Annotated in this window: 17 protein-coding genes and 1 tRNA gene; 8 read left to right on the forward strand and 10 right to left on the reverse strand. The window is 64.1% G+C overall.

Annotated features, from left to right (window positions below; genetic code table 11):
- Nucleotides 1–59: 59 nt before the first annotated feature.
- Both ACODSR_RS14855 and hemB read right to left on the reverse strand, forming a co-directional pair.
- Nucleotides 60–629 carry a gamma carbonic anhydrase family protein gene (locus tag ACODSR_RS14855; protein WP_489077444.1) on the reverse strand — a complete coding sequence of 190 codons (570 nt, stop codon included), beginning with the start codon at nt 627–629 and terminating at the stop codon, nt 60–62.
- Between the two features lies 1 nt (nt 630).
- Nucleotides 631–1,626, reverse strand: coding sequence for a porphobilinogen synthase (hemB, locus tag ACODSR_RS14860; RefSeq protein ID WP_489077445.1), 996 nt, complete (start codon nt 1,624–1,626; stop codon nt 631–633).
- 145 nt (nt 1,627–1,771) lie between these two features.
- Between hemB and gloA2 the strand changes: the two genes are divergently transcribed.
- Complete coding sequence (gene gloA2, locus ACODSR_RS14865; RefSeq protein ID WP_489077446.1) at nt 1,772–2,158, forward strand: SMU1112c/YaeR family gloxylase I-like metalloprotein; 387 nt, start codon at nt 1,772–1,774, stop codon at nt 2,156–2,158.
- A gap of 6 nt (nt 2,159–2,164) precedes the next feature.
- On the opposite strand, the gene ACODSR_RS14870 is transcribed toward gloA2, so the two are convergent.
- Nucleotides 2,165–3,766, reverse strand: coding sequence for a M28 family metallopeptidase (locus ACODSR_RS14870; protein WP_489077511.1), 1,602 nt, complete (start codon nt 3,764–3,766; stop codon nt 2,165–2,167).
- Between the two features lie 108 nt (nt 3,767–3,874).
- Here ACODSR_RS14870 and ACODSR_RS14875 point away from each other — a divergent pair, with 108 nt between their 5' ends.
- The 6 genes from ACODSR_RS14875 to ACODSR_RS14900 all read left to right on the forward strand — a co-directional run bounded on the left by ACODSR_RS14875 (nt 3,875) and on the right by ACODSR_RS14900 (nt 7,431).
- Nucleotides 3,875–4,636, forward strand: coding sequence for a head GIN domain-containing protein (locus tag ACODSR_RS14875; protein WP_489077447.1), 762 nt, complete (start codon nt 3,875–3,877; stop codon nt 4,634–4,636).
- Nucleotides 4,588–5,310, forward strand: coding sequence for a GIN domain-containing protein (locus ACODSR_RS14880; protein WP_489077448.1), 723 nt, complete (start codon nt 4,588–4,590; stop codon nt 5,308–5,310). Before ACODSR_RS14875 ends, ACODSR_RS14880 begins: the two co-directional genes overlap by 49 nt.
- A 65-nt stretch (nt 5,311–5,375) precedes the next feature.
- Entirely contained in the window at nt 5,376–6,140 is a 765-nt protein-coding gene (gene dapB / locus ACODSR_RS14885; protein WP_489077512.1) for a 4-hydroxy-tetrahydrodipicolinate reductase, read from the forward strand.
- A 5-nt stretch (nt 6,141–6,145) separates the two neighbouring features.
- Entirely contained in the window at nt 6,146–6,787 is a 642-nt protein-coding gene (nth, locus tag ACODSR_RS14890; RefSeq protein WP_489077449.1) for an endonuclease III, read from the forward strand.
- A 102-nt stretch (nt 6,788–6,889) separates the two neighbouring features.
- A complete protein-coding gene (locus ACODSR_RS14895) occupies nt 6,890–7,267 on the forward strand; it encodes a hypothetical protein (RefSeq protein WP_489077450.1) in 378 nt (125 codons plus the stop codon).
- An 87-nt stretch (nt 7,268–7,354) separates the two neighbouring features.
- A tRNA-Arg gene (locus ACODSR_RS14900) sits at nt 7,355–7,431 on the forward strand.
- Between the two features lie 39 nt (nt 7,432–7,470).
- Here ACODSR_RS14900 and modB read toward each other — a convergent pair.
- From modB to ACODSR_RS14935, 7 genes are all read right to left on the reverse strand, one after another.
- Nucleotides 7,471–8,172, reverse strand: coding sequence for a molybdate ABC transporter permease subunit (modB, locus tag ACODSR_RS14905; protein ID WP_489077513.1), 702 nt, complete (start codon nt 8,170–8,172; stop codon nt 7,471–7,473).
- 37 nt (nt 8,173–8,209) lie between these two features.
- The gene (locus ACODSR_RS14910) at nt 8,210–8,893 is read right to left on the reverse strand and encodes an ATP-binding cassette domain-containing protein (RefSeq protein ID WP_489077451.1); all 684 of its coding nucleotides are present in this window, start codon (nt 8,891–8,893) and stop codon (nt 8,210–8,212) included.
- Between the two features lie 90 nt (nt 8,894–8,983).
- A complete protein-coding gene (locus ACODSR_RS14915; RefSeq protein ID WP_489077452.1) occupies nt 8,984–9,763 on the reverse strand; it encodes an SDR family oxidoreductase in 780 nt (259 codons plus the stop codon).
- Between the two features lie 136 nt (nt 9,764–9,899).
- Nucleotides 9,900–10,400 (reverse strand): methylated-DNA--[protein]-cysteine S-methyltransferase, encoded by a 501-nt coding sequence (locus ACODSR_RS14920; RefSeq protein WP_489077453.1) that lies wholly within the window; start codon nt 10,398–10,400, stop codon nt 9,900–9,902.
- A 79-nt stretch (nt 10,401–10,479) separates the two neighbouring features.
- Complete coding sequence (locus ACODSR_RS14925) at nt 10,480–11,880, reverse strand: efflux transporter outer membrane subunit (protein ID WP_489077454.1); 1,401 nt, start codon at nt 11,878–11,880, stop codon at nt 10,480–10,482.
- A gap of 3 nt (nt 11,881–11,883) precedes the next feature.
- Entirely contained in the window at nt 11,884–15,036 is a 3,153-nt protein-coding gene (locus ACODSR_RS14930) for an efflux RND transporter permease subunit (RefSeq protein ID WP_489077455.1), read from the reverse strand.
- Between the two features lie 3 nt (nt 15,037–15,039).
- Entirely contained in the window at nt 15,040–16,188 is a 1,149-nt protein-coding gene (locus tag ACODSR_RS14935; protein ID WP_489077456.1) for an efflux RND transporter periplasmic adaptor subunit, read from the reverse strand.
- Nucleotides 16,189–16,304: 116 nt separating this feature from the next.
- Between ACODSR_RS14935 and ACODSR_RS14940 the strand changes: the two genes are divergently transcribed.
- Nucleotides 16,305–16,907, forward strand: coding sequence for a TetR/AcrR family transcriptional regulator (locus tag ACODSR_RS14940; protein ID WP_489077457.1), 603 nt, complete (start codon nt 16,305–16,307; stop codon nt 16,905–16,907).
- Nucleotides 16,908–16,925 lie beyond the last annotated feature (18 nt).

Consider the following 16,925-nt stretch of genomic DNA (forward strand, 5'->3'; position numbering starts at 1 on the left):
CTGCGCGCGACGTTTCTCGACTTCGCTCGAAACGAACGGGTTAAGGTAAAGTCATCGCCCTAAACCGCATCCACCGCCGCCTTATGCGCCTTCGCATAATCGACATAACGCGCCGCCCCGCCGCGCAACTTCGTCACCATCGCATCGGACAGGTCGCGCATGAACTTGGCCGGTCGCCCGGCCCATAGCTGCCGTCCCGGCAGCCGCTTGCCCGGCGACAGCAAAGCCCCCGCCGCCAGCATCCCGTCGCTCTCGACCACGCAGCCATCCATGACGATCGCGCCCAGCCCCACAAAGGCCCGATCCTCCAGCACGCAGCCATGGACCATCGCCATATGGCCGATCAGCACATCATCCCCGATGATCGTCGGCCAGCCGGTCAATGGCCGTTCGATCCCGTCGCCAGGACTGTCGCAATGGATCACCGTGCCGTCCTGCACATTGCTGCGCGCGCCGATCCGCACCTGGTTCACGTCCGCGCGGATGACGCAATTATACCAGATGCTCGCATCCTCCCCGATCTCGACATCGCCGATGATCCGGCATCCCGGCGCAATGAAGGCGCTGGGGTGGATGACCGGCGCCTTGCCCTTGAACGGGATGATGCTGACGCCCGGATAATCGCTCATCTCACGCTCCCAGCAGCCGCGCCGCGTGCAGCGCATGATAAGTCAAAACCCCCGAACAGCCCGCCCGCTTGAACGCCAACAGCGTCTCCAGCACCAGCGCATCGCGGTCCCCCGCGCCAGCGGCAGCGGCATGTTCGATCATCGCATATTCGCCCGACACCTGATAGGCGAATACCGGCACCGCAAACTGTTCTTTCACCCGGCGGATGATGTCGAGATAGGGCAGGCCCGGCTTCACCATCACGCTATCCGCTCCCTCGGCCAGATCCAGCGCCACCTCGCGCAATGCTTCTTCCGCATTGGCCGGGTCCATCTGGTAATTTTTCTTGTCGCCCTTCAACAACCCGCGCGATCCCACCGCGTCGCGGAACGGTCCATAAAAGGCGCTCGCATATTTGGCGGCATAGGACATGATCTGGACATTGACATGGCCCTCGGCCTCCAGCGCCGCGCGGATCGCGCCGACCCGCCCGTCCATCATGTCGCTGGGCGCAATGATGTCCGCCCCCGCCGCCGCCTGATTAAGCGACTGGCCAATCAGCACATCGACCGTCGCATCGTTGAGAACATAGCCCGTATCGTCCAGCAGTCCGTCCTGCCCATGCGCCGTATAGGGGTCCAGCGCCACATCGGTCAGCACACCAATGTCCGGCACCGCATCCTTGATCGCCCGGATCGCCCGGCACATCAGATTATCGGGATTCAGCGCCTCCGCGCCATCATCGCTGCGCCGCTCGGCCTGCGTATTGGGAAACAGCGCCAGACAGGGAATCCCCGCATCCCGCGCCTCCCGCGCCCGCGCGACGATGCCATCCACCGACCATCGCGACACGCCGGGCAGCGCCGCAATCGGCTCCTCTACCCCGTCCCCCTCGGTCACGAACAAGGGCCAGATGAAATCGCTGGGCGACAGGCGATTTTCCGCAAACATCGCCCGGCTCCACGCCGAAGCCCGCACGCGCCGCATCCGCAGCGCCGGATAGGAAGATTGGCTCATGGCGCGGGTCTAGGCGCGGGAAGGCGGGGGATCAAGCAGGAGTGATCAAACAGGGGGACGTCGCGCTCCTCCGCCCGGAAAGAATAGGGAATGTCCAATCCCGTCCCCCATTCCCACGATCCTGCCGATATTCTAGAAGCCGCCCATGCGCGCCATCCATCACATAGCCATCATCTGTTCCGACTATGCCCGCTCTCGCGCCTTTTACCGCGACATATTGCAATTGCCGGTGATCCGCGAAGTCTGGCGCGCCGAACGCCAGTCGTGGAAGTGCGATCTGGACGCGGGCAATGCCCAGATCGAACTATTTTCCTTCCCCGATCCCCCTGCCCGGCCGAGCCGCCCCGAAGCCTGCGGCCTGCGTCACCTTGCCTTCACCGTTACGGACATCGATATCGAGGTCGCGCGGCTCGACGCGGCCGGCATTCCCTGTGAACCGATCCGCCTCGACGAATGGACTGGCCAGCGCTTCACCTTCTTCACCGATCCCGATGGGCTGCCGCTCGAACTCTATGAGCAGCCGACGCCCTGACCGCCCCTATTTCGCAAACCGCCGAAAGAAACTGTCCGCATTCCATGTCGGCCGCGCCTCGCCATTGGCCACCCTTAACGTCACCGCCGTCACATAGTCGTTCAGCTTCGCGCTCTCGGCGGGCATGACCGGCTGGTTCAGATCGTCGAAGGGCGAATGGTAGATATTCGCCCGCCACGCCTTTTCGGTCGCCGCTTCGGGTGTCCCGGCCTTGAACCCATATTTGAAGAACAGCGCGGGGATGCCTTCGCGGATGAAGGCATATTGGTCCGACCGGATGAACACATTGCGGTCGGGGAAGGGATCGGGGGTGATGGGCAGGTTCATCGCCGCGCTCACCGCTTGCGCATCCTTGCCCAGCGAGCTTTGGTCATAGCCGATCGGGGTCACGCTAGTCAGCGGGAAGATCGGCAGCGCCATGTCGAAATTCAGGTCCGCGACGATGCTCTTCTGCGGCACGGTCGGGCGGCGCGCGAAATAGCGCGACCCCAGCAACCCCTTCTCCTCCGCCGTGACGATCGCGAACAGGATCGACCGTTTGGGCTTCACCTTGCTGGCCTTCAAGGCGCGGCCAATCTCCAGCAGGCTGGCGACCCCCGACGCATTGTCGAACGCGCCATTATAGATCGCATCCCCCTTGATCGGCGTGCCGACGCCATAGCCATCCAGATGCGCCGACAGCACCACATAGTCATGCCGCAACTTGGGGTCGCTACCGGGCAGCACTGCGATCAGATTGGGGGAGGAAAGCTCGGCCCGCGTCGCGCTCACCTGCGCCTTCAGCCGCACCGCCAGCGGAAAGGATGCGACCGGCGCGGACGCATCCGCCGCCGCCGCGATCGCGGCAAAATCCCGCCCCGACCCGGCAAACAGCAGATCCGATTTGGCCGGATCAAGCTGCGCGCCCAGGAACGGCGTCTGCGTATCGCGCAGGCCGACATCGCTATAATAAAGCGCGGGCGCGCCCGACAGGGCGATCCGCCGCTCCCATGGAATCTCCACCTGCTTGGGCGTCACCAGCGTGATCAGCCCCAGCGCGCCCTGCTCCGCCAGCCAGTGCGACCGTTCCGACCGCGCATGGGATTTGAGCGCACCCGACAGGGTCGCCGGACCGCCCGACAGCACGACGACGATCTTGCCCTTCAAATCCAGCCCGGCAAAATCATCATGTCCCGCTTCGGGCAGGTGCAGGCCATAACCCGCAAAGACCAAAGGCGCGTCGATGCTTTCAGGCACCGGCCCGCCCCCGCCGCCAAAGATCAGGTCGCCCGGCACCGCCAGCGCCATCTCCCCCTGCGGCCCGATCAGCGTGGCGCTGGACTTGTCCGACACGATCCGTTGCTCGACAAAGGCGACCGGCTGGCGATAACCCTGCGTGCCAGCCGGTTTCAGCCCCATCGCCTGAAACTGGCCGATCACATAGGATGCCGCCTTGTCATAGCCCGGCGTCCCGGTGCCGCGCCCCTGCATCGCGTCGCTCGCCAGCGCCTCGACATGCGCCCACCACCGCGCGCCCCTGTCCGCCTCAGCCTCCCCCTCTGCCTCGGCCAGCGCGGCGCTGCCAACCATCAACGCGATCAGGGATATGCCGAAGGAAAGGCCGCGCATACTCATGCTACTCCGCTCAAATCTAGACGCTATCTTGCCCGATCCTGTCCGACGAACAAGGGGGCTTGGAACCACCACTATGAGCGTGTATTATCGTGGCAATACAGTATGGAGATGATGATGCCCCATTCCCCGACTTTGTCCGCCCTGCTCGTCGCCGGACTCGCCCTCTCGACCGCCGCCTGTTCGCGTCACGCCGATGATAGCGCGCCCGCATCCAATAACAGCGGGACGCAGGACTGGTCGACGCTCAAAAATTTCACCGCCATCGACGCCACCGGCCCGGATGATGTCGCCGTGACGATCGGCGACAGCTATTCCGTCAAGGCAGAGGGTGATCCCAAGGCGATCGAACAGCTCGACATCATGGTCAAGGGCGACCGGCTGGTCATCGGCCGCAAGTCGAACGGCAACTGGAGCTGGGGCCGCAAGGACGATAATGAGGGCGCAACCATCCGTATCACCATGCCCGCCATCCGCGCCGCTGCGCTCACCGGCGCGGGCGATTTCACCCTCGACCGGGCGGAGGGCGACACGCTCGACCTGTCGCTCACCGGCGCAGGCGATTTCGACATTGGCGCGGTCAAATTGCGCAGCCTCAAAACCGACATCACCGGCGCCGGATCGGTCAAGATTTCCGGCACCGCTGACGAGGGCAAACTCGCCATCACCGGCGCGGGCGATATCAACGCGGACGGCCTCAAACTGGGCAAGGCCGATGTGTCGATCCTGGGTGTGGGTGACATTGCCTTTGCGTCGGACGGCGCGGTCGCTATCAGCATCATGGGGCCGGGCGACGTGACGGTGAAAGGCAAGGCGCAATGTACGATCAATCGGACCGGACCGGGCGAGGCGCACTGCGCGCCCTGATCGGCGCGGCGATCCTGATCGCGACGCCCGCAGCGGCGGCGACGCGTGGCTATACCATCACCAGCTTCGACGCGATCCGGCTCGACGCGCCGGTCAGCGTGATCGTCACCACTGGTGCTGGCGCATCGGCGCGGGCGGAGGGGGATCAGGCGCTGCTCGACCGGCTGACCGTCAACGTCTCTGGCCGCCTGCTGACCATCAGCATGACCCGCCCGCGACCCGGCGAAAAGAGCGGCGGCGCGGCGACCTTGCGCCTGTCCACAAGCGATCTTTCCCGCATCGTCCTGACCGGCGGCGGATCGGTCGCGGTCAGCCGGATGAAGGGACTGCGCGGCGACATCGTGCTGGGCGGCAATGGCGACGTCACCGTGGCGGCGGTCGATCTCGACCGGATCGACCTGTCGCTGGCGGGGGGCGGTCGCGCGACCCTGACCGGACGAACCGGCGTCGCCAATATCCGCGTTTCCGGGCCGGGCGTGGTCGCGGGCGACGCCCTGCGCGCGCGGCAGGCGACCCTTGCCAATGACGGACCGGGCAGCATCGCCCTGACTGCCGATGTCACGGCCAGGATCACCGCGACCGGCTCAGGCGACGTCACCGTCGACGGCAAGGCCGCCTGCTCGGTCGACAATCGCGGCACCGGGCGCATCGCTTGCGGTGGCGACACCTATTGAACGATAATGACAAAGCGCCGCCGCTCTGGCATCGGCCAAAGCGGCAACAGGCGAACGGGGCGATCATGACGACTATCGGGATTTTCGGGGCAGCAGGCCGCATGGGCCGCGCCATCGCGCAGGTCGCCGCCGACGCAGGCCTTGGCATAGCAGGCGGCACCGATCGCGACGGCAGCGGCGAGATCGCGCCGGGCATCGCCATCACCACCGATCCGCTGGCACTGGCGCAACGCAGCGACGTGCTGATCGACTTCTCCGTCCCCGGCGCCCTCTCTGTCCATCTCGATGTCTGCATTGCCGCCAACAAGCCGATCCTGATCGGCACCACTGGCCTGGAATCCGTCCACCACGCCCTGATCGACGAAGCCGCTACGATGATCCCCATCCTCCAGACCGGCAATACCTCGCTGGGCGTCAATCTGCTCGCCGCGCTGGTGGAACAGGCCGCAGCCGGCCTTGGCGATGATTGGGACATCGAAATTGTCGAAATGCACCACCGGCACAAGGTCGATGCCCCATCCGGCACCGCCCTGCTGCTGGGCGAAGCCGCTGCGCGCGGACGCGGCATCGCGCTGGCCGACCATAGCGAGCGTGGCCGCGACGGCATCACCGGCGCGCGGGCGCAGGGCGCGATCGGCTTTGCGGCGCTTCGCGGCGGATCGGTCGCGGGCGACCATCAGGTCATTTTCGCGGCCGAAGGCGAACGCATCGAAATCGGCCACCGCGCCGAAAACCGCACCATCTTCGCGCGTGGCGCGGTCAAGGGCGCGCAATGGCTGATCGCCCAGCGCGTCGGGCGCTACGACATGAAGGGCGTGCTGGGTCTCTGACGCCAATGAAAAAGGCGCAGATCTTCGACTTTTTCAGCCGCCTGGCCGAAGCCAATCCCGCGCCGGTGACCGAGCTGGCCTATGGCAATCCCTATCAACTGCTGGTCGCGGTCACGCTGTCTGCACAGGCCACCGACATCGGCGTCAACAAGGCGACCCGCGCCCTGTTCATGGACGTGACGACGCCCCAGCAAATGGTGGACCTTGGCGAGGAAGGCCTCAAAACCCATATTCGCACCATCGGCCTGTTCAATACCAAGGCGAAGAATGTCATCGCCCTGTCGGAAATATTGGTCCGCGATTTCGGCGGGGAAGTGCCGCAGGATCGCGACACGCTGACCACCCTGCCCGGCGTCGGGCGCAAGACCGCCAATGTCGTCGTCAACACCGCCTTCGGGCAGGAAACGTTCGCGGTCGATACCCACATCTTCCGCGTCGGCAACCGCACCGGGCTGGCACCGGGCAAGACGGTGCTGGCAGTCGAAACGAAGCTCGACAAGCGCGTCCCCCAGCCCTTCCGCCGCGACGCCCATCACTGGCTGATCCTGCACGGTCGCTATATCTGCAAGGCCCGCAAACCCGAATGCTGGCGCTGCCCGGTCATCGACCTGTGCCGCTTCAAGCCCAAAACCCCGCCGCCCGCCTGACCCCGCGCTGTTCTTCCCCGGTTCAGACCCGGTCGGCTAGATACGGGTTTCACCGTCCGGCGACGTCGATTCGCTGCAACCAAGAATCGAAGGAAAGCGACCATGTCTGTCCGTCTCGCTATGGCCATCGCGCTGGCCTGCGCCGTCACCCCCGCCATCGCCAAAACCGCGCCTGACCCTTATGTCCCGACTGGCGGCAAGGCGCTCGACTGCGTGCCGCTGACATCGATCCGCTCGACCAATGTGCGCGACGACCGCACCATCGACTTCATCATGAACGGCAATAAAATCTACCGCAACACCCTGCCCAACAGCTGCCCCAGCCTGGGGTTTGAGAAGCGCTTCCTCTATAAGACCAGCCTGTCGCAACTCTGTTCGGTCGATATCATCACCGTGCTGTGGAACAATGGCCCCGGCCTGCAACCGGGTGCCAGCTGCGGCCTGGGCAAATTCCAGCCGATGCAGAAAGCGCCGAAATAAGATGGCCCAGCGGCGATTTTGCCGCTGGCGCGGACGAACGGCCTTTGCTAAGCGGCCTGTCTGACACGGCTTACCAGCCAGCGTCGCGCACCCATAGCTCAGCTGGATAGAGCGTTGCCCTCCGAAGGCAAAGGCCAGTGGTTCGAATCCACTTGGGTGCACCATAACATCATAATCAAACTGCTTTCCCTGATGCGGGTGCCTCATACCCGATAGCTTCTGACCCCCGCCCCCATGCGCCGGGCCAGCATTTCGGACAATAGCAGGGCGGTCAGCGACAACAGGATCGACGCGATGGCAAGCCGCGTGACAACGGCTTCCGCGCCGGGGGCTTGCAACGCCGCATAGATGGCGATCGGCAGCGTGCGGGTTTCGCCGGGAATGTCGGACACAAAGGTGATGGTCGCGCCAAATTCGCCGATTGACCGGGCAAAGCCCAATATCACGCCCGCCAGCACGCCGGGCAGGGACAGCGGAAGGGAAATGGTCAGGAACACCCGCAGCGGCCCCGCGCCCAGTGTCCGCGCCGCGCCTTCCAGTCGTCGGTCCACCGACTCGATCGAGAGGCGGATCGCCCGCACCATCAGCGGCAGGGCCATGATCCCGGCGGCCAGCGCCGCGCCGGTCCAGCGGAACAGCAGGGTTATGCCAAACCAGTCCCCAAGCCAGCGCCCGACCGGACCGTTCGCGCCGAACAGCAGCAACAGCAGCCAGCCGGTGACGACCGGCGGCACCACCAGCGGCAGATAGACCAGCGCGTCGAGCAACATCCTGCCGGGAAACTGCCATCGCGCCAATATCCAGGCCAGCGCGAAAGCAATCGGCAGCATCGCCCCGACCGCAACCGCGCTGACCTTGAGCGATAAAGCGATGATCGGCCAGTAATCGGGTGGCAGGTCCAGCATCACGGCATGATCCTGTCCATGGTCTGACTGGCCGTCATCATTCGAAATCCATCTGGACGATATGCGCGGACAGGCGTTCGGCCTCCACCAGATCATGGGTGACGTAGAGGATCGGCACGCCCACTTCATCCCGCAACCGTTCGACCAGCTGCAATATGTCAGCGCGCCGTGCGCGGTCGATCGACGCCAGCGGCTCGTCCATCAACAGGCAGGACGGGCGCGTCAGCAAGGCACGGCCAATCGCCACCCGCTGCGCCTCCCCCATCGACAGGGTCGATGGCCAGCGATCAAGCAGCGATGCAATGCCAAGGAAGCGGGCCATCTCCTCCAGCGATTCGGCTGCGTCGGGCAAGTGACGGATACCGTAGAGCAGGTTGCCGCGGACCCGCAGGTGCGGGAAAAGCCGGGCATCCTGAAAGATATAACCCAGACGCCGATGTTCGGGTGCGACATCGATGCCCAGCGCACCGTCGAACAGCGGCACGTCCCGCACATGAATATGCCCGCCATCGGGCCGCAACAGTCCAGCGACCATGTTGAGTATCGTCGTTTTGCCCACCCCCGACGGGCCGGACAGCGCGGTCACCCCCGGCCCGGCATCGACCCGGCACGCGATCCGCCGATCACCTAGGCTACGCCAGATGTCGATGCGAAATGTCGACGCGGTCGAAGGCGGCGTTGGATCGGGACGGGATGTCACAGTGGGTTGGGAAAGGGACATTGCCGCCCTTGTGCCCCGATCCTGTCCAGCGATGCAAGCGCGCAACGATGGCGCTGGACAATCCATCAAGACGTCAACATGGCACCCCGATCAGCCGGGTGCAGCCGCGGAACCCGCTAGCAGGCCGCCGTCAATATTGACCTCCGTTCCGGTCATATAGGTCGCCTCGTCGGACGCCAGCATGACCGCAATCGTCGCGACCTCATCGGGCGTGCCGAACCGCCTGAGCGGCGTGTCGGCCACCATCGCCGCCATCTTCGCGTCCCGGTCCGGGCCGTCGCCGATCATGGTTTCCCACATCGGCGTCAGGATCGCAGCGGGATGGATCGAATTGCAGCGGATGCGCCAGCCCTGCTGCGCACAATAGAGCGCCACCGACTTGCTATGATTGCGGATCGCAGCCTTGGAAGAAGCATAGGCCGCGGCCAGCGGTATGCCCACCAGTCCCGATCGCGACGAGATATTGATGATCGACCCGGTGCCGCGCGCCTTCATCGCGCCGATCGCATAGCGGCACCCCAGAAATGTGCCGTCCAGGTTGATCCGGTGGACCGCCTGCCAGTCGGCCAGCGTCGTATGTTCAGGATCATGAGCGACCCTGCCATGCTCGAACCCGGTCACGCCCGCATTATTGACCATGACGTCGATCGTTGGAACAGCGTCAGCAAGACGCGCCCAGTCCGCCTCCTCACGCACGTCCAAAGCGATAAACTGACAGCCGATGGCAACCGCCGCAGCAGCCCCCGCCGCCTCGTCAATATCGGTCAGGATGACGGTGGCGCCTTCATCATGGAAACGCGCCGCGATCGCATGGCCAATGCCGCGCGCAGCGCCAGTGACGACGCAAATCTTCTTGTTCAATTTGTGCATGATGATCTCGAAACAGAGCCAGAAGGGCGGATACCTCCGCGACTATATGCCGTGCCGCTTCAGCGGTTACGCTGGTTCATTTCGATGACTCCTTACATCCTTCAGCCTAGGTCGATCGCCGGATCGGCGCAACCGCCTATGGCCCGGCATCCCCCTTCACTCGCCGCTCATGATCGATCAGCCAAGTCTTGGTCACCAGCCCGCCCGCAAAGCCGGTCAGCGCGCCATTGCTGCCCACCACCCGGTGGCAGGGTGCGATGATCGAAATCGGATTGCGGCCATTGGCGGCCCCCACCGCGCGGGACGCGGTCGGCTGGTCGATGGCGCTGGCAATCGCGCCATAGCTGCGCGTCTCCCCGAACGGGATCGCCAGCAACGCGGCCCAGACCCGTTGCTGAAAAGCCGTCCCCCGAAAATCGAGCGGCAGGTCGAACTGCTGCCGCACCCCGGCGAAATAGTCCGCCAGTTGCGCCGCTGTCTGGCGTAGCACCGGATGATCTTCGTCATCCTGCGTTGCCGCCAACGTCACCCGCGCAGGATCATCATCCTCCCACAGGACAGCCACCAGCCCGGCGTCGCTGGCCACCAGCGTCAATATGCCGACGGGCGAGGGAAACAGGGTCGTGGCAAGGGGCATGGAACGGTCTCCAAAATCTCCTGCCCCGTATAGCAAGGGACGGGCCAGCACGCCTCCCGCCCCTTGCTATCAAAGCGCCTTATTTCAGCCCGCCACCCATCGCCCGATACAGCTCGACCATGTTGGTCGCACGGGTCAGCCGTGTCGCCAGCAGGCTCTGCTCCGCCGTGGATAGCGCCCGCTGCGAATCCAGCGTCGTCAGGAAGGGATCGACCCCGGCACGAAAACGCGCGTCCGACAGCGTATAGGCGACCCGCGCCGCATCGCGCTGCGACGTCTGCGCCTCCAACTGCTGACTCATCGTCCCGCGCCGCGCCAGCGCATCGGCGACTTCGCGAAAGCCCGTCTGCACGCTCTTTTCATAGGTGGCCAGCATCGCGTCATAGGTCGCCTTGGCATAGGCCAGATTGCCCTTATTCTTGCCGAAGTCGAAGATCGGCAGCGATGCCGACGGCGCGGCCGACCAGAAGCTGCTACCCGACCCAAACAGGTTGGAAAGGCCCAGGCTGAGCGATCCGAACGCGGCGGTCAGCGAGATATTGGGGAAGAACGCCGCCCGCGCCGCGCCGATATTGGCGTTGGCGCTGCGCAACTGATGCTCCGCCGCCGCGATGTCCGGTCGCCGCAACAGCACATCCGAAGATATGTCGGCAGGCAGATTGTCGATCGTCGCTCCGGCGGACGGCAGGGCATCGGGCAGATCGCTGGCCGGGACGGTCGTACCCGCCAGCAGGTTCAGCGCATTCTGATCCTGTGCCACCAAAGTCAGCGTCTCGGCAATCGTCGATCGCGCCGAATCATAGCTGGTCTGCGCCTGTCGCACCTCCAGCTCGGACGCGATCCCCTTGGCAAAGCGGGCGCGATTAAGTTCCAGCGTCTTGCCAAACGCCCCTTCCAGATCGCGGGCGATGCGCAACCGTTCCTGATCCGCCGCCATCGTCAGCCATGCGTTGGCAACCTCCGCAATCAGCGCGGTCTGCGCCGCATTGCGGGTTTCGACGCTGGCGAAATATTGCTCCTGCGCCGCCTTGCTCAGGTTTCGCACTCGCCCGAACAGATCGACTTCCCACGCCGAAATGCCCACCTGCGCCTGATAAACATCGGTCCGTCCCGACCCGGCGAGGGAGAAAGGCGAATCCTGATAGGTCGCACTTCCACCCGCCGCCACGCTCGGCAGCAGGTCGGCCCGCTGCACCTTATATTGCGCGCGCGCCTGCTCGACATTGGCCAGCGCGACCCGCAGGTCGCGATTATTGGCGAGCGCCGTTTCGATCACCCGTGCAAGGCGCACGTCGGTGAAGAAATCGCGCCATGCCGTGTCGGCCGGAACGATCGCCGCCCCATCCGCCGCGCCATAGGCCGGTCCCTGCGGACTGGTCGCTGGCACCGGAAGGACGGGCCGCACATATTTGGGCGCCATGTCGCAGGCGGCCAGCGCCAGCGACAGGGTGATGGCGCCCAGCGCCTTGATATTACGCATCTCTTATGCCTCCTGCGGCGCAGCGGGGGGCGCCCGCTCATCGGCCACATCATGGGTCTTATGTTCCCGGAACAACCGCTTCACCACGGTGAAGAATACCGGCACGAAGAATACCGCCAGCACAGTCGCCGACAACATCCCGCCGACCACGGCCCAGCCGATCGCATTCTGGCCACCGGCCCCTGCCCCGGACGATACCGCCAGCGGCAGCACGCCGAAGATGAAGGCGAAGCTGGTCATCAGGATCGGCCGCAGCCGCAGCTTGCCCGCTTCCAGCGCCGCCGCAGCGGGCGACATGCCCTCGCGCATCTTCTCCTCGGCAAATTCCACGATCAGGATCGCATTCTTCGCCGACACGCCGATCGTGGTGATCAGGCCGACCTGGAGGTAGATGTCATTATTCAACCCCGCCAGCGTCGCCGCGATCACCGCGCCCAGCACGCCCAGCGGCACCACCAGCAGCACCGCAATCGGCACCGACCAGCTTTCATACAGCGCAGCAAGGCACAGGAACACGATCAGCATCGACAGCGCATAGACATAGGGCGCCTGCCCGCCGGACGTGCGTTCCTCGTAGGAAATGCCGTTCCAGCTATAGCCGATCCCAGCGGGCAATTTGGCGGCATATTCCTCCATCGCCAGCATGGCGTCGCCGCTCGATACGCCCGGTGCAGGCGCGCCCTGGATGTTCATCGACGGCACGCCGTTGAACCGTTCCAGCCGCGCCGGACCCTGCGTCCACTCTGTCGTGGCAAAGGCCGACAATGGCGCCATGACCCCGCTGCTGCCCCGAACATGCAGCGCCCCGATGGAATCGGGCGTCGTGCGGAACGGCGCATCCGCCTGCACGAACACTTTTTTCACCCGGTCGCGATCAATGAAATCATTGACATAGCTGCTGCCCAAATTGGTGCTGATCGTGTCGTTGACGTCCGCCTGGGCAATGCCCAGTGCGCCCGCCGCCGCCTGATCCACAGTCAGCTTCAACTGCGCGCTGTCCTCCAGGCCATTGGGCCGCACCTGCGCCAGGCGCTTGTCGCCCATCGCCATGCCCAGCAACTGGTTACGCGCCGCCAGCAGCTTTTCATGGCCGACATTGCCCAGGTCCAGCAGCTGGAAGTCGAAACCCGACGCATTACCCAATTCCTGCACGGCTGGCGGCACGAAGGCGATCACCATGGCGGACGAAATCTTGTGCAGGGCAGCGTTGGCGCGTTGCGCGATGGCCATGACGCGATTGTCATGCCCTTTTCGTTCCTTCCAGTCCTTCATCCGCACAAAGGCGATGCCGACATTCTGCCCCTGCCCGACGAAGCCGAAGCCGGAAATGGTGAATACCGCCGAGACATTCTTCGCTTCATCCTTGAGATAATAGTCGCGCACCCGGTCCATCGTCCGCTCGGTTTCCTCCAGCGTCGCTCCCGATGGCAGCGAAATCTGGTTGATGATGCGTCCCTGATCCTCTTCGGGCAGGAAGCCGCTCGGCAGGCGCAGGAAGATGACGGCCATACCAACCGTGATCAGACCAAAGACCAGCATGGTCCGGCCCCAGCGCCGCTCGACCTTCTCCACCCCTTGGCCGTAACGCACCACGCCCTTGTCGAAGGTGCGGTTGAACCAGCCGAAAAAGCCCTTCTGCGTTGCGTGGTCATGCGACTTCGGCTTCAGAATGGTGGCGCACAAAGCGGGCGTCAGGATCAGCGCGACCAGCACCGACAGGATCATCGAAGACACGATGGTGATCGAGAATTGCCGGAAGATGACGCCGGTGGAGCCGCCAAAGAAGGCCATGGGCAGGAACACCGCCGACAGGACCAGGCCGATGCCGATCAGCGCGCCGCTAATCTCGTCCATCGACTTTTTGGCCGCTTCCTTGGGACTGAGGCCTTCGTCCTGGATCAGCCGCTCGACATTCTCCACCACGACGATGGCGTCATCCACCAGCAGGCCGATCGCCAGCACCATGCCGAACAATGTCAGCGTGTTGATGGTGAAGCCTGCGACCTGAAGGATCGCCAGTGATCCCAGCAGCACGACCGGCACGGCGATGGTGGGGATCAGGGTCGCGCGCCAGTTCTGGAGGAACAGGAACATCACGACAAAGACCAGCAACACTGCTTCAATGAGCGTGTGGATGACCTGCTCGACCGACAATTTCACAAAAGTCGAATTATCGACCGGGAAATCATATTTGACCCAGCTGGGGAAATTCTTAGACAGCGCGGAAATCTGCGCCTTCACGTCCGTGACGGTATCCAGCGCGTTGGCACCAGGTGCCAGCTTGATGCCGAAACCGGCAGCCGGATGGCCGTTGAATTTGGCACCGAAACTGTAATTTTCCGATCCCAGCTCGACCCGCGCCACGTCGGACAGCAGGACGACGGAGCCGTCACTATTGCTGCGCAGGCGGATGGCACGAAATTCCTCCGGCGTGCGCAGCCGCGACTGGGCGGTGACGGTGGCGTTGAGCGCCTGCCCCTTGGGCGATGGCGTGCCGCCGATCTGGCCAGCTGATACCTGCGCATTTTGCGCCTGAATTGCGGCCTTCACGTCGCCCGTAGTGACGCCCAGATTGGCCATCTTGTAAGGGTCCAGCCACACCCGCATCGCATATTGCGCACCCAGCAGCTGGGTGTCGCCAACACCGGTGACGCGGCTGATCGGGTCTTGCAGGGACGAAGCGATGAAGTCGCCCGCATCCTGCTGGTCATGGATGCCGTCATCGGCATAGACCGCCATCACCATCAGGAAGCTGGCTGTGGATTTGGTGACGCGCAGTCCCTGTTGCTGCACTTCCTGCGGCAACAGAGGAGTCGCCTGCGCCAGCTTGTTCTGCACCTGCACCTGCGCGATGTCCGCGTCAGTACCCTGCTCGAACGTCAGGGTGATAGTCAGATTGCCCGCGCTGTCGCTGGTGGACGAAAAATAGCGCAGATTGTCGATGCCCTTGAGCTGTTGCTCGATGATCTGGGTCGTCGTGCTTTCCAGCGTCTGGGCATTGGCACCGGGATAGCTGGTGCCGATGCTGACCGTGGGTGGCGCGATTTCAGGGAATTGTGCGACAGGGAGCGACCGCATGGCGAGAAGTCCCGCCAGCATGATGACGATGGCGATGACCCATGCGAAGATGGGCCGGTCGATAAAATAGCGAGCCATGATTTATTGCGCCCCGCCTGTGGATGCGGTGACCTGCTGCGGCGCACCGGGTTTGACCACCGTGCCAGGGCGCAGATTGACCAGCCCTTCGACGATAAGCCGGTCGCCAGCCTTCAGCCCGCCGGTGACGATCCATTTGTCGCCCACCGCGCGATCGACGGTCACCTGGCGCATTTCCACCTTATTGTCCTTTCCCACGACCATCGCGGTCGCGCGACCGCGTGCGTCGCGGGTAATGCCCTGCTGCGGTGCCAGGATCGTCTGGGTCCGCTCGCCTTCGATCATCTTGGCGCGGACATACATGCCCGGCAGCAACAGCCCGTCGGGATTGGCGAAGGACGCACGCAACGTCACCGCGCCGGATGTCGGATCGACCGACACTTCGGAAAATTGCAAGCGCCCCTCGATCGGATAGGCGCTGCCATTGGGCAGCATCAACTGGATGCGCGCGCCGTCCGCCTCGCTCACCCCACCACTCTTCATCGCCTGTTTGAGGTCAATGATCTGCGCGGCGGACTGGGTGATGTCGACATAGACGGTGTCGGTGCGCTGGATCGTCGCCAGCGGGTCCGCCTGCCCCGCTTGCACCAGCGCGCCCGGCGTGAACAGGGACCGCCCGATCCGGCCGGAAATGGGGGCGCGGATGCGGGTGAAATTCTGGTTCACCTGCGCCGATTGCACCGCGCCACGCTGCGCTGCAACATCGGCGCGCGCCTGCTGTGCAGCGGCATCGGCATTGTCATATTCCTGACGACTGACCGCATTGATACCGACCAGTTCCTTGTAGCGTTGCGCCTGCAGGCTGGTCGACCGGATCGCCGCATTGGCCCGCGCCAGCGATCCCTGCGCCTGCGCGACAGCAGCACGATAGGGGGCATCTTCAATCTCGTAGAGCAGTTGCCCGGCCCGCACGACGCTACCCTCGGCAAACAGACGGCGACGGATCACGCCGCTGATTTGTGGCCGTACTTCTGCAGTTTCTACCGCTACAATCCGCCCCGGCAGCTCGTTGAGGAGCGGCGCGGAGCCTGTCGCCAGCGTCACCACGCCCACGGCGGGCGGCGGCGGCGCAGGCGGCGGGCTGTCCCCGCAGGCACTAAGCGCCAATGCCGACACACACGCCAGCAATCCGATGAACTTCCCCTTTTGCATCGCGCATATTTCCGTTTTGATAGGATACCGATAGGAATGAACGTTCATTCCGCTTGCACCGCAGGTAGGATCATGCCAAAGCGAATTCAAGAGAGAAAAAAGATCGAGGGGTAAAAATGACCGCAGTGCAGCAAGATCAGCCCGCGTCCGAAAAGACGGGTAAGGAACGGATTATGGCGGCTGCGCGCGACCTGTTCGACAGTCACGGCTTCCACCAAACCTCCATGGCCGAACTCGCAGTAGCAGCACAGGTTTCGGTCGGGCAGATTTATCGCCTGTTCAAGGGCAAGGAGGATATTATCGCCGCCATTGTCCAGGCGGATTCCGACGAACGCTACCTGCACATGGATGCGCTGCGCAAACGGCTGGACGCGGGCGAACTGACGATCGAACTGACGTTCGAACAATTATTGCTGCATGTCGTCGATGAAAAGGACGAAGCCTTGTCCTTCGACATCATGGCTGAAAGCTTCCGCAATGTGGCGGTGGCAGACACCATCGCCGCGATGTGCGTGCGCTTTCGCCGCTACATCCGCGACTTTGCCTGCGCCGCCAATCCCGACCTGTCCGGCGAAGCGCTGGACGGCGCGGAGGAAATTGTCCTCGCCTGCATGTTTGGCCTCGGCCATCGCAGTCTGTCGCGTCCTAGCCTGAGCGCGGCGGACACCGCCCGCCTGTCCGCCCGGATGATCGTCGCGGCGCTGCGCGCGATCGGTTAGGCGATGCGCTGACCGATC

The organism is Sphingobium sp. FG125 (assembly GCF_057809795.1).

Bases quoted from the DNA above. Each gene is read 5' to 3' on its own strand.
- ACODSR_RS14870 (WP_489077511.1), bottom strand. From the start codon at position 3,766: ATGCGCGGCCTTTCCTTCGGCATATCCCTGATCGCGTTGATGGTTGGC.
- dapB (WP_489077512.1), top strand. From the start codon at position 5,376: ATGACGACTATCGGGATTTTCGGGGCAGCAGGCCGCATGGGCCGCGCC.
- ACODSR_RS14940 (WP_489077457.1), top strand. From the start codon at position 16,305: ATGACCGCAGTGCAGCAAGATCAGCCCGCGTCCGAAAAGACGGGTAAG.
- nth (WP_489077449.1), top strand. From the start codon at position 6,146: ATGAAAAAGGCGCAGATCTTCGACTTTTTCAGCCGCCTGGCCGAAGCC.
- ACODSR_RS14935 (WP_489077456.1), bottom strand. From the start codon at position 16,188: ATGCAAAAGGGGAAGTTCATCGGATTGCTGGCGTGTGTGTCGGCATTG.
- ACODSR_RS14915 (WP_489077452.1), bottom strand. From the start codon at position 9,763: ATGCACAAATTGAACAAGAAGATTTGCGTCGTCACTGGCGCTGCGCGC.
- ACODSR_RS14910 (WP_489077451.1), bottom strand. From the start codon at position 8,893: ATGTCCCTTTCCCAACCCACTGTGACATCCCGTCCCGATCCAACGCCG.
- ACODSR_RS14920 (WP_489077453.1), bottom strand. From the start codon at position 10,400: ATGCCCCTTGCCACGACCCTGTTTCCCTCGCCCGTCGGCATATTGACG.
- modB (WP_489077513.1), bottom strand. From the start codon at position 8,172: ATGCTGGACCTGCCACCCGATTACTGGCCGATCATCGCTTTATCGCTC.
- hemB (WP_489077445.1), bottom strand. From the start codon at position 1,626: ATGAGCCAATCTTCCTATCCGGCGCTGCGGATGCGGCGCGTGCGGGCT.
- gloA2 (WP_489077446.1), top strand. From the start codon at position 1,772: ATGCGCGCCATCCATCACATAGCCATCATCTGTTCCGACTATGCCCGC.
- ACODSR_RS14875 (WP_489077447.1), top strand. From the start codon at position 3,875: ATGGAGATGATGATGCCCCATTCCCCGACTTTGTCCGCCCTGCTCGTC.
- ACODSR_RS14880 (WP_489077448.1), top strand. From the start codon at position 4,588: ATGTACGATCAATCGGACCGGACCGGGCGAGGCGCACTGCGCGCCCTG.
- ACODSR_RS14855 (WP_489077444.1), bottom strand. From the start codon at position 629: ATGAGCGATTATCCGGGCGTCAGCATCATCCCGTTCAAGGGCAAGGCG.
- ACODSR_RS14925 (WP_489077454.1), bottom strand. From the start codon at position 11,880: ATGCGTAATATCAAGGCGCTGGGCGCCATCACCCTGTCGCTGGCGCTG.
- ACODSR_RS14895 (WP_489077450.1), top strand. From the start codon at position 6,890: ATGTCTGTCCGTCTCGCTATGGCCATCGCGCTGGCCTGCGCCGTCACC.
- ACODSR_RS14930 (WP_489077455.1), bottom strand. From the start codon at position 15,036: ATGGCTCGCTATTTTATCGACCGGCCCATCTTCGCATGGGTCATCGCC.